22 protein-coding genes are annotated in these 23,873 nt (G+C 58.8%); 16 read left to right on the top strand and 6 right to left on the bottom strand.

Translation table 11 applies throughout. From position 1 onward, the window contains the following. Nucleotides 1–133: 133 nt before the first annotated feature. Nucleotides 134–472, bottom strand: coding sequence for a P-II family nitrogen regulator (locus GSQ91_RS22975; RefSeq protein WP_158824087.1), 339 nt, complete (start codon nucleotides 470–472; stop codon nucleotides 134–136). Nucleotides 473–507: 35 nt separating this feature from the next. Beyond that, complete coding sequence (locus GSQ91_RS22970) at nucleotides 508–1,908, bottom strand: ammonium transporter (protein ID WP_158824086.1); 1,401 nt, start codon at nucleotides 1,906–1,908, stop codon at nucleotides 508–510. 475 nt (nucleotides 1,909–2,383) lie between these two features. On the opposite strand from GSQ91_RS22970, the gene GSQ91_RS22965 reads away from it, so the two are divergent. From GSQ91_RS22965 to GSQ91_RS22935, 7 genes are all read left to right on the top strand, one after another. Then, entirely contained in the window at nucleotides 2,384–2,746 is a 363-nt protein-coding gene (locus tag GSQ91_RS22965; RefSeq protein ID WP_158824085.1) for a cupin domain-containing protein, read from the top strand. Between the two features lie 141 nt (nucleotides 2,747–2,887). Further along, nucleotides 2,888–3,763 (top strand): N-acetylneuraminate synthase family protein, encoded by an 876-nt coding sequence (locus GSQ91_RS22960; RefSeq protein WP_158824084.1) that lies wholly within the window; start codon nucleotides 2,888–2,890, stop codon nucleotides 3,761–3,763. A gap of 3 nt (nucleotides 3,764–3,766) precedes the next feature. Further along, a complete protein-coding gene (locus tag GSQ91_RS22955) occupies nucleotides 3,767–4,318 on the top strand; it encodes an HAD family hydrolase (protein WP_254064839.1) in 552 nt (183 codons plus the stop codon). A 314-nt stretch (nucleotides 4,319–4,632) separates the two neighbouring features. Then, on the top strand, nucleotides 4,633–6,462 hold the full coding sequence (locus GSQ91_RS22950) for a thiamine pyrophosphate-binding protein (protein ID WP_158824083.1): 1,830 nt from the start codon (nucleotides 4,633–4,635) through the stop codon (nucleotides 6,460–6,462). A 177-nt stretch (nucleotides 6,463–6,639) separates the two neighbouring features. Next, on the top strand, nucleotides 6,640–7,497 hold the full coding sequence (locus GSQ91_RS22945) for a sugar phosphate isomerase/epimerase (protein WP_158824082.1): 858 nt from the start codon (nucleotides 6,640–6,642) through the stop codon (nucleotides 7,495–7,497). 198 nt (nucleotides 7,498–7,695) lie between these two features. Next, nucleotides 7,696–8,553: an SDR family oxidoreductase gene (locus GSQ91_RS22940; protein ID WP_158824081.1), complete on the top strand. Its 858-nt coding sequence runs from the start codon at nucleotides 7,696–7,698 to the stop codon at nucleotides 8,551–8,553. 251 nt (nucleotides 8,554–8,804) lie between these two features. Further along, nucleotides 8,805–9,584: an SDR family NAD(P)-dependent oxidoreductase gene (locus GSQ91_RS22935; protein WP_158824080.1), complete on the top strand. Its 780-nt coding sequence runs from the start codon at nucleotides 8,805–8,807 to the stop codon at nucleotides 9,582–9,584. Between the two features lie 253 nt (nucleotides 9,585–9,837). On the opposite strand, the gene GSQ91_RS22930 is transcribed toward GSQ91_RS22935, so the two are convergent. Further along, nucleotides 9,838–10,371, bottom strand: a complete 534-nt coding sequence (locus GSQ91_RS22930; RefSeq protein ID WP_158824079.1) for a hypothetical protein — start codon at nucleotides 10,369–10,371, stop codon at nucleotides 9,838–9,840. Between the two features lie 33 nt (nucleotides 10,372–10,404). Here GSQ91_RS22930 and GSQ91_RS22925 point away from each other — a divergent pair, with 33 nt between their 5' ends. From GSQ91_RS22925 to GSQ91_RS22895, 7 genes are all read left to right on the top strand, one after another. Next, the gene (locus GSQ91_RS22925; protein WP_158824078.1) at nucleotides 10,405–11,256 is read left to right on the top strand and encodes an SDR family oxidoreductase; all 852 of its coding nucleotides are present in this window, start codon (nucleotides 10,405–10,407) and stop codon (nucleotides 11,254–11,256) included. 40 nt (nucleotides 11,257–11,296) lie between these two features. Then, the gene (locus GSQ91_RS22920; protein ID WP_158824077.1) at nucleotides 11,297–11,914 is read left to right on the top strand and encodes a GtrA family protein; all 618 of its coding nucleotides are present in this window, start codon (nucleotides 11,297–11,299) and stop codon (nucleotides 11,912–11,914) included. A 71-nt stretch (nucleotides 11,915–11,985) separates the two neighbouring features. Continuing rightward, entirely contained in the window at nucleotides 11,986–13,023 is a 1,038-nt protein-coding gene (locus tag GSQ91_RS22915; protein WP_158824076.1) for a glycosyltransferase family 2 protein, read from the top strand. A gap of 107 nt (nucleotides 13,024–13,130) precedes the next feature. Next, complete coding sequence (locus GSQ91_RS22910; RefSeq protein WP_158824075.1) at nucleotides 13,131–13,742, top strand: D-sedoheptulose 7-phosphate isomerase; 612 nt, start codon at nucleotides 13,131–13,133, stop codon at nucleotides 13,740–13,742. 2 nt (nucleotides 13,743–13,744) lie between these two features. Further along, on the top strand, nucleotides 13,745–14,029 hold the full coding sequence (locus tag GSQ91_RS22905; protein WP_158824074.1) for an ankyrin repeat domain-containing protein: 285 nt from the start codon (nucleotides 13,745–13,747) through the stop codon (nucleotides 14,027–14,029). Between the two features lie 217 nt (nucleotides 14,030–14,246). Continuing rightward, on the top strand, nucleotides 14,247–14,687 hold the full coding sequence (locus GSQ91_RS22900) for a hypothetical protein (protein ID WP_158824073.1): 441 nt from the start codon (nucleotides 14,247–14,249) through the stop codon (nucleotides 14,685–14,687). Between the two features lie 71 nt (nucleotides 14,688–14,758). Then, the gene (locus GSQ91_RS22895) at nucleotides 14,759–15,805 is read left to right on the top strand and encodes an NAD(P)-dependent oxidoreductase (RefSeq protein WP_158824072.1); all 1,047 of its coding nucleotides are present in this window, start codon (nucleotides 14,759–14,761) and stop codon (nucleotides 15,803–15,805) included. A 109-nt stretch (nucleotides 15,806–15,914) separates the two neighbouring features. On the opposite strand, the gene rfbH is transcribed toward GSQ91_RS22895, so the two are convergent. Together rfbH and GSQ91_RS22885 are read right to left on the bottom strand one after the other, a co-directional pair. After that, nucleotides 15,915–17,252 (bottom strand): lipopolysaccharide biosynthesis protein RfbH, encoded by a 1,338-nt coding sequence (rfbH, locus tag GSQ91_RS22890; protein ID WP_158824071.1) that lies wholly within the window; start codon nucleotides 17,250–17,252, stop codon nucleotides 15,915–15,917. A gap of 230 nt (nucleotides 17,253–17,482) precedes the next feature. Next, complete coding sequence (locus tag GSQ91_RS22885) at nucleotides 17,483–19,012, bottom strand: FAD-binding oxidoreductase (RefSeq protein ID WP_158824070.1); 1,530 nt, start codon at nucleotides 19,010–19,012, stop codon at nucleotides 17,483–17,485. A gap of 206 nt (nucleotides 19,013–19,218) precedes the next feature. Between GSQ91_RS22885 and rfbF the strand changes: the two genes are divergently transcribed. Together rfbF and rfbG are read left to right on the top strand one after the other, a co-directional pair. Beyond that, the gene (gene rfbF, locus GSQ91_RS22880; protein ID WP_158824069.1) at nucleotides 19,219–19,989 is read left to right on the top strand and encodes a glucose-1-phosphate cytidylyltransferase; all 771 of its coding nucleotides are present in this window, start codon (nucleotides 19,219–19,221) and stop codon (nucleotides 19,987–19,989) included. A 228-nt stretch (nucleotides 19,990–20,217) separates the two neighbouring features. Next, on the top strand, nucleotides 20,218–21,306 hold the full coding sequence (rfbG, locus tag GSQ91_RS22875; RefSeq protein ID WP_158824068.1) for a CDP-glucose 4,6-dehydratase: 1,089 nt from the start codon (nucleotides 20,218–20,220) through the stop codon (nucleotides 21,304–21,306). A gap of 189 nt (nucleotides 21,307–21,495) precedes the next feature. Here rfbG and glgX read toward each other — a convergent pair whose 3' ends face one another. Then, nucleotides 21,496–23,658 carry a glycogen debranching protein GlgX gene (gene glgX, locus GSQ91_RS22870; RefSeq protein WP_158824067.1) on the bottom strand — a complete coding sequence of 721 codons (2,163 nt, stop codon included), beginning with the start codon at nucleotides 23,656–23,658 and terminating at the stop codon, nucleotides 21,496–21,498. Nucleotides 23,659–23,873 lie beyond the last annotated feature (215 nt).

Here is a 23,873-nt window from a genome sequence, read left to right as displayed (position 1 = left end):
GCGACTCCTTTGTTTCCTCACCCGCTCTCACGACACATTCGCGTCGCAACAGCGGAAGAGAGTTGAAGCGTCCTATACAGCATGGCTAAGCCATGTCTTTCCGGCCCTTGTCACTACAAACTCGACGCGCCGGCTAGAGCGCAATCTCCCCACGTTCGTCGTTGCGTATCCGAATCGCTTCGTCGATCTTCGAAACAAAGATCTTGCCATCTCCAATGCGTCCTGTTCGGGCCGCTGTGATAATGGCCTGAATCGCCTTCTCCGCGATATCGTCCGTCACGACGAGTTCGAGCTTCACCTTGGGCAGTAGATCAACCGCGTACTCCCGACCGCGATAGAACTCCGTGTGCCCCTTTTGCCGCCCGTGACCACGTGCTTCGAAGATTGTGATCCCCGAAACCCCCAGCTCAACCAGCGCATCTTTTACTGCATCCAGCTTTGAAGGCTGAATAACCGCCTCAATCTTCTGCATATCCTTCTCGCTTTTCCTATTCCTGTTTCCTGCAATTAAGCTGCTTCCCAGTCATAGCCCTCTTCGCCATGCTGCGAGAGATCCAAACCTTCGCGTTCTTCGTCTTCGCTCACGCGCAGACCCATCAGCTTATCAACTACAAACAGAATTATCAGCGTACCAACGATGGAAATCGTCCATGCGATGACAACACCCACCAATTGGTTCACCACCTGGCGATGATTACCCTCAAAAAATCCGGTCGCTTTGCCCGAGCCAAAGATCGGATTGATCACCGAATTGGCAAACAAACCCGTCAGAACGGCTCCCAGCGTCCCGCCCGCTCCGTGAACGCCGAAAGCATCGAGCGAGTCGTCGTAGCCAAAGATGTTCTTGACCTTGATCACCATAAAGAAGCAGAACACGCCGGCAATCAGGCCAATCCAGAGGGCGCTCATAGGGGTCACGAAACCTGACGCCGGGGTAATGGCAACCAACCCGGCAACCGCGCCGGAGATGCCACCCAGGGCCGAAGGCTTGCCGCTGCGAATCCACTCAGCCGCCAACCATCCGATTGCCGCAGCCGCGGCGGCAAAGTGCGTCGCCACAAAAGCCGATGTCGCCAGACCGCTCGCAGCCAGCGCCGATCCGGCATTGAAGCCGAACCAACCCACCCACAGCAGACAAGCCCCGACAAAACTCAGTACGACAGAATGCGGAGGCATCGCCTTCTTCGGATAGCCCAGCCGCTTTCCGAGGTATATCGCTGTCACCAACGCGCTCACGCCGGAGGTCAGATGTACCACCGTGCCACCCGCAAAGTCCAGGCAGGGGAACTTACCGCTGGCAGCGCTCAGGAACCCGCCGACACCCCAGACCATATGCGCCATCGGGCTGTAAACAATAAATGCCCACAGCACCATGAACACCAGCATCGCGGAAAACTTCATGCGTTCGGCGAACGCCCCGGTAATCAGCGCCGGCGTGATGATCGCGAACATCAATTGGTAGACCATAAACGTCTGGCCCGGAATCGTCGGCGCATAGTCATTGATCGGTGCCGTACCGACGCCATGGAGAAAGACATTGTGCAGACCGCCGATAAAGGCGTTACCTGTGCCAAACGCCAGTGAGTAGATCACTAGCGCCCAAAGCACGGTAATCACAGCCATCATCGCGAAAGTCTGCATCATCGTTCCGAGGATGTTCTTTTTGCGTACCAGCCCGCCGTAGAACAGCGCCAGGCCTGGGCCGCTCATCATGAGTACCAGTGCAGCGCTGGTCAGCATCCAGGCGTTGTCGCCTGCGCTTTGAGCCGCCGCAATCGCCTTCGCATTGTCGGAAGCCGTCTTCTCCAGCGCCGCAATGCGATCTGCTGTTACCGGGGTCTGTGCCACAGCAACCCCTGCAACCATAAGCCCGAAAACTACAACCGCCAGTGCACACAGAGCTTTCATTCTGCTTTTCAAATACAGTTTTGCCACCCAACACATGGAACGATCACCCTTTTCGCAAATCAAGAGAACACCTGTGGAGGAAACCCGTATGCATCTATATCCTCCATCGGCGCGGCCATCGGATACACGTTCTCCACGACCTGTTTGGGCCCGGGAGACGACATGCTTTTTACCAGTTCCGTTTACTTTACATCATGTCGCCGTTCACCTCCCCAGGCGGAATCCTTTACCCAGGACAAAGGCATCTTCTTTCTCAGCAAATTCGTGGCGGACAGCCCAAAAGCCTTAACGCAGAGGGCGCAGAGGAAAAACGCAAAGGCCGCCACGACACCCTCTGCGACCTTTGCGAAACCTCGGCGTCCTCCGCGTTAAAGCTTTTGCTGTTGCGTGTTCTTCGTGTGTCCTGGCTGAAATTTAGGTGCATTTGCCCTGAGCCTTTACCCCCAAAACCCTTCAGTCCTTTAGTCTTACTCTTATGTCCATCTCCGCCGCCCATCACACCTCCTGGACCGAATTACCTGTAGAACGGCTCGATTCCCTGCTTACACGTCAATTTGTCACAGGCTCACAGGCCATGTTGGCCCGTCTTGAACTTAAGAAAGGCAGCACGGGACCCCGTCACACGCATCCTAACGAGCAGATCTCTTATTTAGCCGTAGGAGCGATGCGTTTTTCCCTCGGCGAAGAAGGTTCAGCTGAAGAAAGGATTGTCCGCGCCGGCGATGTGCTTGTCATCCCCGGCAATCTCCCCCACACGGCCGAAGCCATAGAAGATACGGTTATCTTCGACATCTTTGCGCCACCAAGAGAAGAATGGATCGGGCTCAGGGGTGACTAATCACCCCAAACCATGCATCTAAATTTCAATGTTTTCGCCGTCTGGACGCCCTCTGTGTGTTCCTGTAAGAATGCAAGCAGTTCCTCAGACACTTTTTGGCCTTTAACCCGCCCCTGATACTGGGGTACCCCTGGAGCATGAATGAGCACCGTAAAAATCGGAAATAAGCAGCTTGGAACCGGTCAACCCTGCTATGTCATCGCCGAGATCGGCATCAATCACAACGGCGACATCGACCTCGCGAAACGTCTCATCTCGGTCGCCGTCGCCGCTGGTTGCGATGCAGTCAAGTTCCAGAAGCGCACCGTCGAGATCGTTTACACCGAGAAGGAACTCGCAACCCCCCGCCCCAATCCCTTCGGCGAAACCAACGGCGACCTCAAGCGTGGCCTCGAATTCGGTCAGGAAGACTACGAAGAGATCTCGGACTTCTGCAAACAGGTCAAAATCGACTGGTTTGTCTCTCCGTGGGACGAACCCTCCGTCGACTTCATCGAGCAGTTCGATACCCCGGTCTACAAGGTAGCCTCGGCCTCGCTGACCGATGACAACCTCCTCAAGCACATCCGCAAGACCGGCAAGCCCGTCATCGCCTCCACCGGCATGAGCACCTATGCCGAGATCGACCACGCCGTCAGCGTGCTGGGCAAAGAGAATCTGATTCTCATGCACACCACCTCGACCTATCCCGCCAAGTACGAGCAGCTCAACCTGCGCGCCATCCCGAACATGATCGAGCGCTACGGCGTTCCCGTCGGCTACTCCGGCCATGAAACCGGCATCCCAACGTCAATCGCAGCTGCCGCGCTCGGCGCCAGCTGCGTGGAGCGCCACATCACCATGGACCGCGCCATGTGGGGCTCCGACCAGGCCGCCTCGCTCGAACCTAACGGCATCTCCCGGCTGGTGCGCGACATCCGTCTCTGCGAGCAGTCCTACGGCGACGGCATCAAGCGCGTCTACGAGGAAGAGATTCCCGTCATGAAGAAGCTGCGTCGCGTCGGAGCTGCAGTCTAAGCGATGTCTCTTTCCCCCCAACAACTCACCGATGGCCTGCAGACGCTGCAGGCCATCGCCTTTGATGTCGACGGCGTCCTCACCGACGGCACCCTCACCTGGTCCCCATCCGGCGAAGAGTCCAAGAGCTTCTCCTTCGCCGACATCATGGGTGTCTCCCTGCTGCGTCGTCTGGGCATCAGGATGGCGCTGATCTCCGGCGAACCGTCGCCTCTGGTCGATCTCTACGCCAAGAAGATGCACATTCCTTTCGTCCTGAAGGGCACCCGCGATAAGGCCACCGCCCTGCGCGAGTTCTCCGCGAAGTTCGACATCCCCCTGGAGCGCACCTGCTTCTTCGGCGATGACGTCAACGACCTCTTCGCCATGGAGATCGCCGGCCTCTGCGCCTGCCCATCGAATGCCGCGGAAGAGGTTCGCGCCCATGTCGCAGAACATGGCTTCGTCTCAACGCAACCCGGCGGCCAGGGTGCCGTCCGCTCGTTCTCCGACGCTATCCTCGCGGCCCGCAACCTGCGCGCTCGTGACGTCTTCCTGATCCGGCCGCCAGAGTAGTTTGAAGGGGAGCAAGCTACAGTTACACTTACTAACCTATCCCTAAAGCCTGTCATTTCGACCGACCAACGGGAGCGGAGAAACCCCTTGATGCAGAGCGTGATGCAAATGTTTGTGGCGCGCTTTGCGTCTAGAAACCCCTGTATTTCGCGGATGCTTATATTACCGAAGAAGCCAAAGGGACATGTTTCATAACCGGTGATCGCGATCTGCTCGCTCTTGGCACCTTCAGCACATTCCGATTTGATCGTCCGTTAGTTATGCGATCGCAACGTTTGAAAGTTCAACCCATCAACGGTTTACGATAGATACCAATGAAGCTCTCCGATTATGTTCTGAAGTTCGTCGCGGATCTCGGCATTACCAATGTCTTTCTCGTCACCGGCGGCGGCGCCATGCACCTCAACCAGTCGCTGGGCGCGGAATCCCGCATCACCTCGATCTGCAACTCGCATGAACAGGCCTCTGCCATCTGCGCCGAAGGCTATGCAAAGGCTTCCAACGGCCTCGGCGTCTGCATGGTCACGACCGGCCCCGGAGGCACCAACGCCGTCACTGGCGTTGCCGGTGCGTGGCTCGACTCCACCCCGACACTCTTCATCTCCGGCCAGGTCAAGCGTCCCGACCGTATGTTCGACGCCGTCACCGGCAAGCCGCTCGGCATGCGCCAGCTTGGTGTGCAGGAGGTCGACATCTGCTCCATCGTGGGGCCGATCACTAAGTACGCCGAGACCATCCTCGAACCCAAAGACATTCGCTATCACCTCGAGAAGGCTGTCTATCTCGCCATGAACGGCCGCCCCGGCCCTGTCTGGATCGATATCCCTCTCGATGTACAGGCCTCACCCATCGACGAAACCACCCTGCGCAGCTTCGACCCCAATGAGTTCGCCCATGCGGATTTCATTCACGGAACATCCAATGTTCCCGCCGAGGTCGCCCGCGCCATTGAGGCCTTCAACGCCTGCGAGCGTCCCCTGCTCTTCGCCGGCAACGGCATTCGCCTCGCTCGCGCCGAGAAGGAGTTCGAAGAGCTTCGCAAGTATCTTGGCGTGCCCACCGTCGCCACCTGGTGCGCTGCGGACCTCGTGCCCTCCGACGACGCTACCTATGTAGGCCGCCCGGGTTCGGTCGCGGCTCGCGGCGCCAACTTCGCGCTCCAGAACTCCGACTTCCTGCTGGCCATCGGCGTGCGCCTGGACTTTGCCATCACCGGCTATGCCCCGCACAACCTCGCCCGCGAAGCACACAAGATCGCCGTCGACATCGATGCCGCCGAACTCGGCAAGCTGCATCCCTATCTGCAACAACCTGTATGCGCCGATGCCAAGGCCTTTCTCACCGAACTGCTCAAGCACAAGGACAAGCTCAAGCCGCGCAATATCGACGCCTGGCTGGCTCGCTGCGCCGACTGGAAGACCCGCTACCCCGTCGTCACCGACGATCACCGCAAGCCCGAGGGCCTCGTCTCCATCTTCAACCTCGCCGAGGTGCTCGGAACCGAAGCCAGTCCCAACGACCGTCTCGTCGTAGGCAATAGCGGCTCCGGCATCGAGATCTACCTGCTTGCCTGTCCTACACTGCACTCGCAGCGCCTGTATCACACCGCAGGGCTCGGCTCGATGGGCTATGCCATTCCAATGGCCATCGCGGTCTCCATCGCCAACCCAGGCCGCGAGGTCATCGCGGTAGATGGCGACGGTGGCTTCATGTTCAACATCCAGGAGCTCGAGACCATCCATCGCCTCCAGCTTCCAATCAAGTTCTTCGTCCTGAACAACGACGGCTACAGCTCCATCCGCGCCTCGCAGACCGCCTACTTCGGCAAGCCCAATATCGGCGCCGACAAAAACACCGGCCTCACGATTCCAGACCTCTCGAAGGTGGGCGCAAGCTACGGCCTCGGAACACACGTCATCAAAGACCAGACCGATCTCCGCGCCGAAGTCCGCAAGGTCCTCGACATGAAGGGCCCTGTGCTCTGCGACGTGAACGTCTTGCCCGATGAAGTCCGCGCGCCTCGCCTGCAGAGCTACCAGAAGCCCGACGGCAGCTTCGTCTCGAAGCCTCTGGAAGATCTCTTCCCGTTCCTCCCGCGCGAAGAGTTCCTCGCCAACATGATCGTGAAGCCGCTACCCGAATAGTTTTTGCCTCTGTAGACGCAGCGTGCCCTCGGCTCAGCCTCTGCCTTTGCCTTTCTGGTTGTCATTCCCGCAGGGAATCTGCTTCTGCTTTTGTCTTTGCTTTTCTGGTTGTCATTCCGAGGCGCAGTCGAGGAACCTGCTGTCTCCCGTTTTTCGCTAGCCCGCCCCAGGAGTCCCATGTCCCACACCTACGGCATCATGCAGGGCCGCCTCTCCCCCCCGGAAGACGGCCGCTTTCAATCCTTCCCCCGCGCCGCCTGGCGCGAAGAGTTCCCCCGCGCCAAAGCAGCCGGGCTGGACTACATCGAGTGGATCCACGATGCCTACGGCGAAGGCAAGGACTCCACCGGCCGTATCGCGAACCCCATCTTTTCGGAAGCCGGACTGGCCGAGTTCGACGCTCTCAAGCACGAACACAACATCGCCACCCCAGCCCTCTGCGGCGACTGGTTCATGGACGTGCCACTCATCCGCTGCTCTCCCGCTGAGCGCGAACGCCGTGAACGCCACCTGCATGACCTCATCCCTATCGCCAAACGTATCGGCGCCACGCGCATCGTTCTGCCCTTTGTCGACAACTCCAAGATCAACGGCGAGTACGAAAAGAACACCGTCATCGAGATTCTCAAGCGCGCCCTTCCAGTCGCCGAAAAGAACGGCGTGGAACTCCATCTCGAGGCCGACTTCAACCCCACCGAATTCGCCGACTTCCTGAGCCGCATCCAACACCCAATGCTCAAGGTCAACTGGGACTCGGGCAACAGCTCCGGCCTGGGCTACATCGCCACCGAAGAGTTCGCCGCCTACGGAGACCGCATCGGTTCGGTCCACATCAAGGACCGTTACAAGAAACCTGAGGGCGGTGTAGAAACACGCCTCCTCGGCACCGGTTCGGCCAACTTCGACGATGTGTTCCAAGCGATTCGTAGCATCGACTATAAAGGTGGCGTAACCCTCCAGGTAGCCCGCGGCGCAGACAACGACGAGGTCAACTTCATCAAGGATCAACTAGCCTTCGTCAAAAAATACTGGTAATCGTTTCTGCCTTTGCTGTTGCCTTTGCTGTTGCCTTTGCTGTTGTCTTCGCCTTTGTCTTTCTAGTTGTCATTCCCGCAGGGAATCTGCTTCTGCTTTTGTTCTTGCTTTTCTGGTTGTCATTCCGACCCTGAGCGTAGCCGAAGGGGAGGAACCTGCCGTCTCCCGTTTTTCGTCAGCACCCGCCCAGGAGTCACCATGCCCATCACCGCCGCCGACCTCAAGCTCAACGCCCTCTTCAACCTCGAAGGCAAAACCGCCGTCCTCACCGGCGCCTCCGGCTTCCTCGGCCGCACCTTCGCTCTCGCTCTACTAGCTAACGGAGCACGAGTAGTCGCGTTAGGCCGCAGCGAACGCCTCCAGAGCGAAGCGAAGACCTGGGCCAATCAGTTTGGTGCGGACAAGATCTCCGTCGCGCAGATCGATATGTACGACGTCGCCGCACTGAACGAGCTCTGCGACAAGATCGCCGCCGAAGAAAAGACCATCGACATCCTCATCAACAACGCCCACGAACTGGGCTCGGCAACCGGGTTCAACGTCCCCGAGGGCTCACTCGAAAACTCGACGTTCGACCAATGGCAGCGCAATCTGCAGGGCGGCGTCTACTGGGCCGTGCAGACCACCCAGCGGCTCGGCATCAAGATGAAGGAGCAGCACCGCGGCTCCATCATCAATATCGCGACCATGTACGCCTCGGTAGCACCGCGCCCGCAGCTTTACGAGGGCACCACCTCGCTCAACCCGCCGGGCTACTCTGCATCAAAGGCCGCGCTTGCCGCCTTCACGCGCTACACAGCCAGCTTCTGGGGACGCGAGGGCGTCCGCGCCAACTGCATCTCCCCCGGCCCCTTCTCGAACACCGAAGACACCGAAGGACAGAACTCCGTCGCTGAAGACTCACCCTTCGTGCAGCGCCTCAAGGGCTACACCGTGCTCAATCGCATCGGCCGTCCGATTGAACTCTGCGGCGCCCTGCTCTTCCTCGCCTCCGATGCCAGCACCTACGTCACCGGACAGAACCTCAACATCGACGGCGGCTGGACCGCCGTTTAGAGCTCTCGCTTCGCTAGACCCACCTCAAATTTGTCATCTCGACCGAAGGCGCGCTTTTGCGCCGTAGCGGAGAGACCTGCAGGTTGCAGAGCGCGATGCAACTGTTTGTGGCGCGCTTTGCGTCAAGACCTGCAGTTTGCTCCTGCTGGCACTATCGCTCACGGCGCTATAGCCTTACCGGTCTAGATACCCGAGGATGTGTTTAGCGAACGTGAAATCTCTATCCCACGTCTAGCGTCTACACTACCCGCATGGACCTTCGTCTCGACAACCAGGTCGTCTTCGTCGCCGGCTCCTCACGGGGAATCGGCCGTGCCATCGTTGCAGCACTGCTCGACGAGGGCGCGCGTGTCGTGCTCACGGGGCGCGACGAAACCTCACTGCGCCGCACGCACCTCGAGCTCACCACCCCCATCAACCAGGACCGCATCCTCGCCATTCGCGGCGACTTCGCCGATGCCGCCACAATCTCCCGCGCATTGGAGCGCACCGTCCACCACTTCGGCCGCATCGACCACCTCATCGCCAACCTCGGCACCGGCAGCGGAAAGCCGGGATGGGACCAGCCCGACGAAGAGTGGGAGCGGCTCTTCGAGATGAACTTCTTCGCCTCGGTGCGCCTGACGCAGGCCGTTCTCCCGGACCTGCTGTCCAACCCCAACGGCGGCTCCATTCTCTACATCTCCTCCATCGTCGCCATCGAAACCACCCCCGCTCCTCTGCCCTACTCTGCCGCCAAGGCCGCGCTGGTGAACTACTCCAAGAACCTTGCCCGCCAGCTTGGATCGAAGAAGGTCCGGGTCAACACCATCGCCCCCGGCAACATCTTCTTCCCCGGCGGCTCCTGGGAACGCCATCTGAACAACCGCCGCGAATCCGTCGAAGCCATGCTGCAAACCGAAGTCCCACAACAGCGCTTCGGCACGCCGGAAGAGATAGCCTCGCTGGCGGTTTACCTCTGCTCCCCGCAGGCAGCCTTCGCTACCGGATCCTGCTACGTCATGGACGGCGGCCAAACCCGCAGCCTCTAAAAGAACCTGTTCAAAAACTTGCGGCTGCGTTGTTTGTTTTTCGTCGTCATCCTGAGCCGTAGGCGAAGGACCCCCGCATTGGCTGTGGCACGGACGCAAAACGCTCCACAAGCATTCTTTGTATCGCGCTTTGCCTTTGTGGTGCTGCCAATACGGGGGGCCTTCAGCTCTGCTTCAGGATGACGACGAAAAACAACCTGCGTCAACAGTTGAAGACAGGTACAACCGCGACTTTCTGGATAGTTTCTGACACTCACTGCTCTTTCGGAATGAGGATCTCGCCAAATTCCTTATGAAGACGCTGAGCCGGGACAACCGTTGGGTTGCTCGCGTATCGACGACCATTGAACGGCAGTCTCGCTTCGTAGGGATTCAAAATGCCACCGCCCCATACCTCTACACCAAGATCACGCCATCCGTTAGTTTTTGTTGGCAGGATGCGGATCGGTAGCTGAGAGATAGAGATATCTCCAACAACCACATAGCTGAGCGCCTTTTGCATAACTACTAATGTCGTACAGCCACCACTTCCACACCACTCGTGCCCTGTTAGGTAAGCTATGGCCTGCAATCTACCGTCCCCACTTAAGTGAACGAAAGCATACCGATACGGTTGCTGTTCGCTCTTCGTCTCGGTACTTCCATCCGCTATATAGTGGTCGAGAAAGTGCTTCAAAGACTCGACTTGTTCTGGGGTTGCTGTCACCTGCTGCTGAGCAACGACAAACCGACCGCAGAACGTAAGTGACATCCAAAGAACAGCACCGATAATCCTGAATCGCTTCATGGTTACGCCCTCTGCGATACTAGGAACATTACTATGTCTACCGAACCCAACCGCGCACAAGCCCTCTTCGATCTCACCGGCCGCGTCGCCATCGTCACCGGCGGAGCGGGCCTCCTGGGCTATCACCACGGAGCGATCCTCGCCGCCGCAGGGGCCCACGTAGTCCTGCTTGACCTCGCCGTTGCAAATCCGGGGCTGCGCGCCGAGCAGCTCACCCTGGCCCATGGCCCCGAGTGCCTCGGCCTGGCCGCGGACATCACCGCAGAAAGCTCCCTGGAACAGGCTCGCGACGCCATCCTCGCCAAGTTCGGCCGCATCGATATCCTCATCAATAACGCTGCCAACAACCCGAAGGTCGAAGCCGATCCAAACGGCGCACCCAAACAGTGGTCACGCCTGGAAAACTTCCCGCTTCAAGTTTGGAACGACGACATCGCGGTCGGCCTCACCGGCGCCTTCCTCTGCTCGCGCATCTTCGGACAGGAGATGGTAAAGCGCAACGCCGGCGTCATTCTCAACGTCGCCAGCGATCTCGGCGTCATCGCCCCGGATCAGCGCCTCTACCGCAAAGAAGGCCTCCCCGAAGATCAGCAGCCCGTAAAGCCGGTCACATACTCGGTCGTAAAGACCGCGCTGATCGGCCTCACACGCTATCTCTCCACCTACTGGACCGCGCACAACATTCGCGTCAACGCGATCTCACCCGGCGGCGTCTTTGCCGGCCAGCCCGACGAGTTCACAGCCAAGCTCCACCAACTCATCCCCATGGGCCGCATGGCGCATAAGGACGAGTACCAGGGCGCAATCCTCTTCCTCTGTTCCGACGCCAGCTCCTACATGACCGGCCAGAATCTCATCGTCGACGGCGGCCGCAGCGTCCTGTAACTCGTCCCCGGGGCAGGCCCCCAAAACCTAGGAGCTCCCCATGCCGCCCGAAACCACGCAGTCGCACGAACACTTGCCCGTCGTCGGGATTCCGGAGGACGCCATCCCGCAGAAGCGTGGTTTTGCCAGCCTCTTTCCCGGCGGACAGTTCGTTCGCTATCTCTGCGTTGGAGTATTCAACACACTCTTCGGGTACTGCACCTCCGTCATAGCGCTGACCCTGCTGAACACCATTCGTCCCGAGCAGCTTCTTTCTTTGAAGACCGTACTCGCCTCGATCATTTCGACCCCGTTCAACATCACCGTCGCATACTTCGGATACAAGTTCTTCGTCTTCCGCACGCAGGGCAACTACCTCAGAGAGTGGCTCAAGTGCTTTGCCGTCTACGGCACCAGCATGATTCCCGGCCTGATTGCACTGGCTGCGATCACCCGACTCTTGCAGTCAGTCATCCATCGCCGCGCCGTCTCGCTCCACGTCTTCTTGGCGACCGTCGAAAACCATCTCAGCGGCAAGCCTCTGGCATTGCTGCAGCACGTTGCCACGGGCAAGGCGATGGCTGGCTATATCGCGATCGCGGTCGTCATGGGCTTCTCCACCATCTACAGCTTCATCGGCCACAAGAATGTGACCTTCAAGGTCAAACCCACGGTTTAGAGGGCAGCCAGCGCGGGCGTTCCTTTCTGCATCAGATAAACTTGACCCACCTTTCCAGGAGTCCTCTCGCAGTGAGCCAAAAGAAAATCACCATCATGACGCCCTGCTACAACGAAGAGGAAAACGTCCTCAACGTCTACAACCAGGTTCGAGAGGTCATGGTCGGCATCGGCAAGTACGAGTACGAGCACCTCTTCATCGACAACTCGTCGCGCGACAACACCGTCGCGATCCTGAAGATGATCGCCGCCGATGACCCCAACGTCAAAATCATCGTCAACTCGCGCAACTTCGGCCACATCCGTTCGCCCATCCACGCGCTCTTTCAGTCCCGAGGAGACTGCGTGATCTCCATCGTCGCCGACCTGCAGGATCCGCCGCCGATGATCGCCGACATGATCCGCGAGTGGGAGAACGGCGCCTACTGCGTACTCGGCATCAAGCGCACCAGCGAGGAAAACTCGCTGATGTTCTGGCTGCGCAAGCAGTACTACAAACTCGCCGAGCGTCTCAGCTCCATCGAGACCATCCAGAACTACACCGGCTTCGGCCTCTACGACCGCAAGGTTGTCGAACTCGTACGTTCCTTCGACGATCCCTATCCCTACTTCCGCGGCATGATCGCCGAGATCGGCCTGCCCACCGTCAAGCTGCTCTACGACCAACCCGCCCGCAAGTTCGGCATTACCAAAAACAACTGGTACACGCTCTACGACATCGGCATGCTGGGCATCATCAACCACTCCAAGGTGCCTCTGCGCCTGGCTACCTTTGCCGGCTTCCTCGGTGCAGGACTCAGCTTCGTCATCGCCTTCGGATACCTGCTCGCCAAGCTCCTCTTCTGGTCGACCTTCACTGTCGGCGTCGCTCCCATGATCATCGGACTCTTCTTCATCCAGTCGCTGATGCTAGTCTTCCTCGGCATCATGGGCGAGTACGTCGGAGCCATCTACACACAACTGCAGCACCGCCCCTACGCCGTAGAGCTCGAACGCCTGAACTTCGATTCAGGCTTTGGCTACCCGAAACCCAGCCCCGTCACCCTCAACGGCATCAGCTCCGGCAACCCCCTCACCACCACAACAGCATCTAATCCTTCGATGTCCTAGCCTTTGCCTTTGCTGTTGTCATTGCCTTTGCTTTTCTAGTTGTCATTCCGAGCGAAGCGAGGAACCTGCTTCCTCCCGTTTCTCGTTCGCACCACCACAGGAGTCCCATGCAAGACCTCGTTCGCAAGCAACTCGCCCAGTCCATCGAAACCATGACCAAGGTCCTGAACGACGAAGCCATCCACACAGCCGTCGTCGAAGCCGGTCACCTCACCGCCGCAGCCATGAAGGCCGGCAAGAAGCTGATGGTCTGCGGCAACGGTGGCTCCGCGGCGGACTCGCAGCATCTAGTCGCCGAGTTCGTCTCCCGTCTCACCGTCGACCGCCCCGCACTGCGCGCCGTCGCTCTCACCACCGACTCCAGCATCCTCACCGCTATCGGCAACGACTACAGCTACGACAACGTCTTCGAGCGCCAGGTCGAAGCCCTAGGCCTCGAAGGCGACGTGCTGCTCGCGATCTCCACCAGCGGCAACTCCAAAAACTGCGTCAAGGCCCTGAAACTCGCCAAGAAACTCGGCATCCTCACCATCGCATACACCGGCAATAAAGGCGGTGCAATGGCCGAGCTGGCTGACATCAACGTCATCATTCCCTCAGATGTAACGATGAACATTCAGGAGTCCCACCTCGCGCTCGAGCACATCTACTGTATGGTGGTGGAGCGCTACTACTTCGGCGCAGACTTCGGCAAAAAGCCCCAAGAATTGGCAGAATAACTATGTCCCTTTCCTATCGTGGTGCCCAAACCCTGATCAAGCGCGGCGACGAACCCGCCCTCCGCACCGCGCTCGATCAAGGGCTCGACGCCAACCTCGCCAACCACAAAGGCTGGTCACTCCTCATGCTCGCCGCAGTAGAGGGCTCCGTTCCTCTAGGCCAGCTTCTCATCGAAAAAGGTGCAAACCTTGTCGCTCTCAACGGCAAAGGCGATACCCCACTCAGCATCGCCACACAAAAGGGCCACACCGCCTTCATCGAGCTCCTCCGGGAGCACAGCGCATAAAGAACCACCAAGCCAGGTGCCCCATCCTCGACGCACGTTCTTTGCGCGGCAGGGTGGGGTATCGTTTGTGGTAGCAAACGACCGTACTTCTCCATCCAGGCACAGTTGCTGCTACAAGCCAAGAGCGGTCAACTTTGCGAGTAGTAGCTTAATCGTTATGGCTGTATAGCAGGAAGGTTACCAAACGCATCCCGTAGTAATGGAGATTCACTAGTCGATGAATCAAGCGTCAGCGCTCTCGCTCGAAATACCACCCGATAGCCAACGGCAATTCGGCCCATGCGAGTGTTGCGGCAACATGACTTCCCGTGTGTGGGGCTATATCTGGCAAAACGGCTTCCCCATTGCAGCGTATTTCGTTGAATGGACAGAAGGCCATCCGCATCGAGAAGCAAATTTCGACTTTATTTACGGACGATGGGGCGACGAAACCTCGGCCAAGGACCGACAGGCTATAGCCGTCGCATATCGGTGCCTCGAAACCGGCCCATCATTCATGGTGATTGATGCAAATGATCGCACCGTTGGGAAAAATTCATTAGCTGGGAAAGCCGTTACCCGCGAACAAGTTCTCAATGGCGAGCTTCGTGGGATCACGTTTTCATTGTGCGACGCGATCTACCTGTCGGATCCCCGCATTGCTACCCTGCGACCTTAGAGCTATTCCGCAATTCACCGTAAACCTATAACCAACAAAAACGTTCTCGCCAAAGAGGCATACTGAAAGCGATGGCATCGAAACCACTATCCGCCGAAGACCTCGTCCACGTCCTCACGCACGCGCACGAATCCTTTGTCGCGCTAAAAGGCGCACGCCTCTTCGTCACCGGAGGCACAGGTTTCTTCGGCCACTGGCTGCTCGAATCGCTGCTCTACGCCAATCGCGAGCTCTCCTTAAACATCCGCGCGACGGTCCTCACACGTAGCGCAGCCTCCTTCCAGAACAAAGCCCCGCACATCGCAAACGACCCCGCCATCACACTGCTCGAAGGCGAAATCCGCACCTTCACCTTCCCTGCCGAACCCCACACTCACGTCCTGCACGCAGCCACCGACTCCGGCGGCCAGCAGGCCAATCGTCCCGCCTACGAACTCGCCGAATCCATCCTCGAAGGCACACGCCGCGTGCTGCTCTTCGCCCGCGAAACCGGGGCCACACGCCTGCTCTATACGAGCACGGGAGCCGTCTACGGCCGCTCGACAACACTGCAGCACACCCCAGAAACCTATACCGGCGCCCCCGATCCTCTACTGCTGCAAAGCTCCTACGACGAAGCCAAGCGCATGGCCGAGCATCTCTGCATCGCCTACGCGCATAGCACACCGCTCGAGCCTGTCATCGCCCGCTGCTTCGCCTTCGTAGGCCCGCACCTGCCGCTCGACCAGCACTTCGCCATCGGCAACTTCCTCGGCGCAGCCATCGCCGGCAAGCCCATCCACATCAAGGGCGACGGCACACCCCGCCGCTCCTGGCTCTACATGGCCGACCTCGCCATCTGGCTCTGGACAATGCTCGTGCGCGGCCAAGCCAACCGCGCCTACAACGTAGGCTCCAACAAAGGCCACACCATCGCCGAAGCCGCACACCTCACCGCCACCACCCTGCGCCCCGGCCTGCCCATCCAGATCGACGGCACACCCAACCCCGCCGCACCGCTGAACAGCTACGTCCCCAGCATCGACCGCGCCCATGACGAGCTAGGCCTGAGCGTCACCATCCCACTCAACGAAGCCCTCCGCCGCACCGCCGCCTGGCACGGATATACGGCACCCTGAAATGCAAACGCAAAGTGCGCAGAGTCCGCTAAGTTTGCGCAAAGACACTCTGCGTCAACTCCGCGTACTCTGCGCACTCCGCGTTTGCATTTGTCACCGGTCTCGCCGACTAAACAACAACCAGCCCACTCTTGACCTGCTCCACAAACTCAATTGCCGTCTTCGCGATAAAGTCGAGCATCTCGTTCGTCAGCCCCGGAAACACCCCAATCCAGAACACATTGTTCATCACATAATCGGTATTGGTCATCTCGCCAACCACGCGATACTCCCACCCTTCATACGCAGGCTGCCGCAGCAGATTCCCGGCGAACAGCAGACGCGTCCCGATCTTCTGAGCCTCGAGCGCCTTGGTCAGTTGATCGCGTTTGAACGGCGCATCTTCCTTCACGCCGATAGGAAATCCAAACCAGCTCGGGTCGCTCTTGGGAGTCGCCTCCGGCAGCACCAGGTACTGCTCCAGCGGCTTCAACACGTTTTTCAGATACGCAAAGTTCGCCTTGCGCCGTTCAATGAACTCCGGCAGCTTATCAATCTGGCTCACACCCAGCGCAGCCTGCATGTCGGTAGCCTTCAGGTTGTAGCCCACATGCGAGTACGTGTACTTGTGGTCGTAACCGCAGGGCAGCGTGCCCAGTTGCCAGTCGAATCGCTTCCCGCAGGTGTTATCCACACCCGGCTCGCACCAGCAATCGCGGCCCCAGTCGCGGAAGCTATCGATCAGCACCTGCAACGCGGGCTTATCGGTCAGCACAGCCCCACCCTCACCCATTGTGATGTGGTGCGCAGGATAGAAGCTCACCGTCGCGATATCGCCGAACGTGCCCACCTTCTGGCCGTTGTAGGTCGAACCCAGCGCATCGCAGCAGTCTTCGATGAGCCACAGGTTGTACTTCTTGCAGAAGGCAGTAACGGCCCCCAGGTCGAACACATTGCCCAGCGTATGCGCGACCATCACCGCTTTGGTCTTCTCGCTCCGCGCAGCTTCAAGCTTCGTCACATCGATCTCGTACGTCGGCAGCGTCACGTCGATAAACACAGGCACAAGCCGGTTCTGAAAGATCGGGTTCACGGTCGTCGGGAAGCCCGCCGCAACCGTAATCACTTCATCTCCCGGCTTCAACTGCCGGTCGCCGAGCTTCGGCGAAGTTAATGCCGACAGCGCCACCAGGTTGGCCGACGAGCCCGAGTTCACCAGCGACGCCGAACGCAGCCCAAAGAACCGCGCCAGCTTGCGCTCAAAGTCCTTCGCCCAGCGGCCCGTCGTGAACCATCCATCAAGCGCGGAGTCCACCACCGCGCTCATATCGGCTGCATCGATCACCTTGCCTGAAACCGGAACCACCGAGCTGCCCGGCACAAAGTCACGCTTGGCAAAGGCCTCTGCATGAAACTCTGCAGTAAGTTGGAGAATCTGTTGACGTAGCTGCTCGGAGCGCTCACTCATATATAGATCAAGGATAACAAAGCATAGATACCACGGAGAGCAAAACGCCCTCTCTCAGCAAGGCAAACGCATCTTGTTGCGGCAAATTCGTGGCGGACAGCCCAAAAAGCGAACGCAGAGGGCGCAGAGGAAAACGCAAAGGCCGCCACGACACCTCTGCGACCTTTGCGAAACCTCCGCGTCCTCTGCGTTAAGGCTTTTGCTGTTGCTTGTTCTTCCGTATCGTTGTTCTACTTTGCCCTGATACTCATCGCGCTGTGGAAGATGTTGTTGGGGTCATAGGTGTTCTTAACCTGTTGCAGAAACGGATACAACTCGCCTTGACCGTAAAACAGTTGCGGCCAGAACGGATAGCGCAGCATATCGGCATCGGGATAGTTCATGTAGCAACCTTCATACCGGTCCCCCCACGGTGTTCCCTGGTGGTGTGCCTCGACATGCTCGCCCGTGTAGATCGCCGTAAAAAACTCATCCAATTCGCGCAGATGTTCGGCGTCCTCTGCGGGATCGCGCCAGTAGCACTGCCACTGCAGTTTCATCACGGAACCGCGCTGCGCAATAGAGGTTTCGCTCGCGAGTTGCGGTCGATTGATCGCGCCACCGTAGGAATCGATGGAGATCACGGAAGATTGCGCGGCCTTACTACTCCCTGAAAAGAAGCGGTAGATGGTCTTCGACTCCGCTGGAGTAAAGGTACGTTTCATATAGGCAGATTTGTACTTCCCCCGGCTGCCCCCACCACCGCCGCCTCCAATGGCAATCGTCGCCTCGAACCACGGACGAACATTGACGGTATAGGGAGCAGGTGGGTTCTTTGTGCCAGCAGGAGACTTCTGCGTTTTGGCCGGAGCGTGATGCGACGGCGATGTAATGCTGGGACTGAAGGCGCGAAACCGATCAAAGAACTCGTGGAGTACGGAGAGGTCGTTCGCCGTGCCGTCGGGCTGGCAGAACTGCACGTAGAGGCCGAGCGGTCTATCTCGACTACGCGCGCCTACCTCGAAAACGGCAAACAATCCCCAGGTATCGGGATCGCGGCCGCGCGTCTCCCAGTAGTCGCCGTAGGCTGTCATCAGCGCGACAAACTGCTCCTCCGACATGCTGTCGAAGGGGAACTCGAGCATGGCCTCTGCTACTTCAAGTGGAGCTTTTGGCAGGCTCGCAAACCGGAACGCGGTGACGATACCGAAGCTGCCTCCACCGGAGCCCCGCAAAGCGCGGAAGAGCCCGGGATCGTTCGCCCGGTCTACACGTCGTGCCACCACCTTGCCATTCGCATCGACGGTGAGTACGTCGATCGCTGTAACCCAGTCACAGGAAAGTCCGAAAAGCCGTGATAGCAAGCCGTAGCCACCCCCGGAGATATGGCCGCCTGCGCCAACCGTACCGCACGACCCCGCGGGCAGCGTGAGCGCATAGCGCTTGTATAGCTCTGTGTAAACTTCGCCCAGCGAAGCTCCAGAAGCAATCAGGTATTCGCCCGTCCTGGAGTCGGCCCCAACGGTGTTCAGGAGGGACAGATCGAGAATGGCACCCCCTGGATTGTTCGCGACAAAGTCCTCATAACAATGGCCACCCGAGCGTACCGTCGGACGCAAGCCGGAAGCGACGATCGCTTGCAGCGACATGGCTGCATCGTCCGCCGACTCGCATAGAACAATGCGATCCACCCCCTCCGCCGGATTGGCTGGGAAGCGAAGATTATGGCCTTTCATCAGTGCTTTGTACCGAGGGTCCTGCCGCGTTACGGTAACTGACATGCTCTGCTCCTGATCAGAACGACAGATTACAACCTCACCCAAACGAAATAGCCACAATAAATTCTGTCGTGCAGCCACTGCCTCCAATAGATCGATTCAAACGCGACTGACAACCGAAACCCCACAAAACACACTCATAGCAATAGATACCAAAGCTCCTCCTACAGCGCGATACCATGGAGAGAGCTTCATAAGGACACGAACACATGAAAGCAGTGATTCTCGCCGGCGGACTCGGCACACGCATCTCGGAGGAGACCAGCCTCCGCCCCAAGCCAATGGTAGAAATCGGCGGCCGCCCCATCCTCTGGCACATCCTCAAGATCTATTCGCAGCAAGGCATCAACGACTTCATCATCTGCTGCGGCTACAAGGGCTACATCATCAAAGAGTTCTTCGCGAACTACTTTCTGCACACCTCCGACGTCACCTTCGACATGAAGGAGAACAAGATGATCGTGCACAACTCCGACGCCGAGCCCTGGCGCGTGACGCTGGTCGACACCGGCGACAGCACCGGCACAGGCGGCCGTCTGCGCCGCGTCGCCAAGTACCTCGAAGGCGAAGAGGCCTTCTGCATGACCTACGGCGACGGCGTGGCCAATGTGGATATCCCCGCCTCCATCGCCTTCCACAAGAAACACGGCAGGCAGGTCACGCTCACCAGCGTGCAGCCGGTAGCACGCTTCGGCGCTCTGGGCCTCAAGGACACGCAGATCTACTCCTTTCAGGAGAAGCCGCAGGACGAAGGCGGCTGGATCAACGGTGGCTTCTTCGTACTCTCACCCAAAGCCATCGACGCCGTCACCGACGACGCGCAGATGTTCGAGCGCGAACCCATCGAGAAACTCGTCGCCCAGGGCGAAGTCCACGCCTTCTTCCATCACGGCTTCTGGCAGGCCATGGACACACTACGCGACAAACACCAGCTGGAAGATCTCTGGACCAAAGGCAAAGCCCCCTGGAAGACCTGGTAGTGCAGACCTAGAGCGGGTTCACCGCGAACGTGGTGTAGTTCTTTTTGAGCCCGCCTCTACCTTGTCATCTTGACCTGCGGCCGCAGGTCAAGACCTCTAGTCCTTCGAATAAGCGTTTCTCAAATGCAAATGCCGTCGCGTTCCCTTGCGAACCGTTGCGTCAAGGCTTTTGCAACCTCTTCAAGCTAAACGATTCTCCCTCTGGCGAGAACCAAGTATCCTGAATCCATGTCTGAAACGTCTTCCTTCTCCTGGCAGGGCAAGCGGGTCTTCCTCACCGGTCACACCGGCTTCAAAGGCGGTTGGCTCGCGCTTTGGCTGGCCTCCAGGGGAGCCATCGTTCGCGGCTACGCACTCGACCCCTGCACCGAACCCAACCTCTTCACTGCGGCCAAGGTCGGCAGCGTCATCGAAGACATCCGCGGCGACATCCGCGACTCGGCCAAACTCGAACCTGCTCTGCGCGACTTCGCTCCTGAGGTCGTCTTCCACCTGGCTGCGCAGCCGCTCGTGCGCTACAGCTACGAAGACCCCATCGGCACCTACGAGACCAACGTTATCGGCACCGCACGCGTCCTTGACGCCGTGCGCCGCACGCCCAGCGTCCGCGCTGTCGTCAGCGTGACCACCGATAAGTGCTACGAGAACAAGGAGTGGCTCTGGGGCTATCGCGAGACCGATCCCCTCGGCGGCTACGACCCCTACTCCAGCTCCAAGGCCTGCGCCGAGATCGTCTCGGCAGCCTATCGCCAGAGCTACTTCCCTGTCGCAAAGCTTGCCGAACACAAGTGCGCCCTCGCCACCGGCCGTGCGGGCAATGTTATTGGCGGCGGCGACTGGTCGCTCGACCGCTTGATCCCCGATCTCGTGCGCGGCTTCCTCGCCGGCGAGCCGGTACACATCCGCCGTCCACACTCGATTCGTCCCTGGCAGCATGTGCTGGAGCCGCTGCTCGGCTACATCCTGCTCGCCGAACATCTGCTGACGCTCGACCCTCGCTACGCCACCGCCTTCAACTTCGGCCCCTCCGACGACGACGCGCAGGAGGTCGGCTGGATCGTCGAACGTATGACGCAGTTCTGGGGCGGCAAAGCCAGCTGGGTACTCGACGAAGACCCCGGCGTCCACGAAGCCGGCTACCTAAAGCTGGACGCCAGCCGCGCCCGCGCCGAACTAACCTGGCACCCCCGCCTGCGCCTCGAAACCACACTGCACTGGCTGGTCGACTGGTACAAGGCCTGGCAGTCCGGCGAAGACATGCACCGCTTCACCCTCAACCAGATCGCAGCCTACGAGAAGCTAGAGCCGGTTCGATAGAACCGGCTTCACCTCTAATTAATGTGAGGCTTTTGCTTTTCTGGTTGTCATTCCCGAAGGGAATCTGCTTTTGCTTTTGCTTTTGCTTTTGCCGTTGCCGTTGCTTTTCTGTTTGTCATTCCGAGCGCAGCGAGCGAACCTGCTGTCTCCCGTTTTTCGTTAGTTCCGCCACAACATTACGCGAATCCCCTACAACGTCTTCGCCGGCTTATGCTTCTCCGTCCTCTGTTCCGGCTTCCCACAATCGCTATAGACCCGTACCGCCCGCCCACCAACGATAATCTTCTCTTCCACATCAGCCTCGCTGAACGGATCGTCGATATTCTCCGTATCCAGCACCTGCCGCCACGGCAACCCATCCGGCACCTTAGGCAGCGTGTACTCCACTCCCTGATCCGACGCATTGACGATAATCAGAAAGCTGTCGTCGTACACCTGCTGGCCATCCTCATCCATCACACCCAGCGTCTTGCCGTTGAGCATCAACGTGAGCGATTTGTTCCAACCCTCACCCCACACCTCGTCTGAAAGCTCATTCCCATCCGTCCCATACCAGGCGACATCGCGCACCACCGAGCCTCGTATCTTGCGATCCTGAAAGAATCTGCGCCGGTGAAGATTGGGATGTTCCTTGCGTATCTCGATCAGTTTTGCCGTGAACTCGAGCAGACGCTTCCGCGGCTCATCGAGCTTCCAGTCGTACCACGTCAGTTCATTGTCCTGGCAGTAGCAGTTGTTATTACCCCGCTGCGAGCGCGAAAACTCATCGCCCCCCGCAATCATTGGCACACCCTGGCTGAACATCAGGGTCGTCAGGAAATTTCGTGTCTGCCGCTCGCGAAGATTGTTGATCGCCTCATCGTCGGTAGGCCCTTCTACTCCCATGTTCCAACTGTCGTTATTATCCGCGCCGTCTTTATTGTCATCGTCGTTGGCTTCGTTGTGCTTCCCGTTGTAGCTGACCAGATCGCACAGCGTGAAGCCATCGTGCGCCGTAATGAAGTTGATCGACGCCGCCGGCGTACGTCCGTCTCCTTGGTAAAGATCGCTGGAACCCGTAAGCCGATACGCGAACTCGGATAGCTGCCCGCTGTCGCCCTTCCAGAATCGCCGTACCGTGTCGCGATACTTCCCGTTCCACTCGCCCCACAACACCGGGAAGTTGCCCACCTGGTAGCCGCCGTCGCCAACGTCCCACGGCTCGGCGATCAGCTTCACATCGGCCAGCGTCGGATCCTGGTGGATCGTATCGAAGAACGCGCCCAGCTTGTTCACATCGTGCAGCTCGCGCGCCAGAGTGGACGCAAGATCGAAGCGGAAGCCGTCGACGTGCATCTCCGTCACCCAGTAGCGCAGGCTGTCCATGATCAGCTTCAGCACCTGCGGGTGGTAGGCGTTGAGCGTGTTGCCCGTGCCGGTATAGTCCATGTAAAAGCGCGGATTGTCCTGCATCGTGCGGTAGTACGTCGTGTTGTCGACGCCCTTCAACGAGAGCATCGGTCCCTTCTCGTTACCCTCGCAGGTGTGGTTGTAGACCACATCGAGAATGACTTCGATGCCCTCCTGGTGCAGCCGCTTCACCATCTGCTTGAACTCGATGACCTGCTCTCCATCGTCGCCGCTGGAGCTGTAGCGCGACATCGGGGCAAAGTAACCCAGCGTGTTGTAGCCCCAGTAATCTCGCAACCCTTTATCGACCAGGTGCCCTTCATCGATGAAGTGATGGACGGGCAGCAGCTCGACCGCAGTAATCCCCAGCTTCTTCAGATAGGCAATGCTCGAGTCATGCACCAACCCCGCAAAGGTGCCCCGCAGGTTCTCTGGGATATCGGGATTGAGCTTGGAAAAACCCCGGACGTGCATCTCGTAGATGATTGAGTCGGCAATCGGCGTCTCGGGAGGAGCGTCATCCCCCCAGTCGAAGGTGCTCTCGATCACGATGCTCTTCGGCACGCCCTTCGCGCTGTCCTGATCGCACTTCTTCAGATCGTCGCCAGACGCTACGTCGTAAGGAAAGATCGACGCCTTCCAGTCAACCTCGCCCGCAATCGCCTTGGCATAGGGGTCGACCAGCAGTTTGGAGGAATTGAAGCGCAGCCCCTTCTCCGGCTCCCAGGGTCCATCGACGCGAAAGCCATACCGCTGCCCAGGCTTGATGTGGCGAACCAAACCATGCCAGACGAAAGCAGTTCGCTCCTTTAGACCAATACAGTCAACCTGTTTGCCGGACTCATCGAAGAAGCAGACCTTTACCGCGGTAGCATTCTCCGAGTACAGAGCAAAATTCGTTCCCTGAGCGCTGGACGTCGCGCCCAGCGGATAGGGCTTTCCCGGCAACAATGTGCGTTCCATTTGTCCTCATCTTATTTAAAGTTAGGGCGATAAACCGTTTGATGAATGTAGCACATGATATCTGCACTGCACCTCCATAGATGCGTCCTTCCAGCCGGAAGGTGCTCCGCTGGCCAGTTCCCCTATACCCTGTCATCTCGACCGAACGCGCGCTGTTTGCGCCATAGTGGAGAGACCTGCAGTTTTTGACAAGCGGGGCAAAAAGGTTAGTGTCG

Origin of the sequence: Granulicella sp. S156 (assembly GCF_009766105.1) — a bacterium.
In the GTDB taxonomy this organism is placed as follows: domain Bacteria; phylum Acidobacteriota; class Terriglobia; order Terriglobales; family Acidobacteriaceae; genus Granulicella.
Note: the sequence above shows the minus strand (reverse complement) of the source record. Positions and strands in the feature narration are given on the sequence as shown.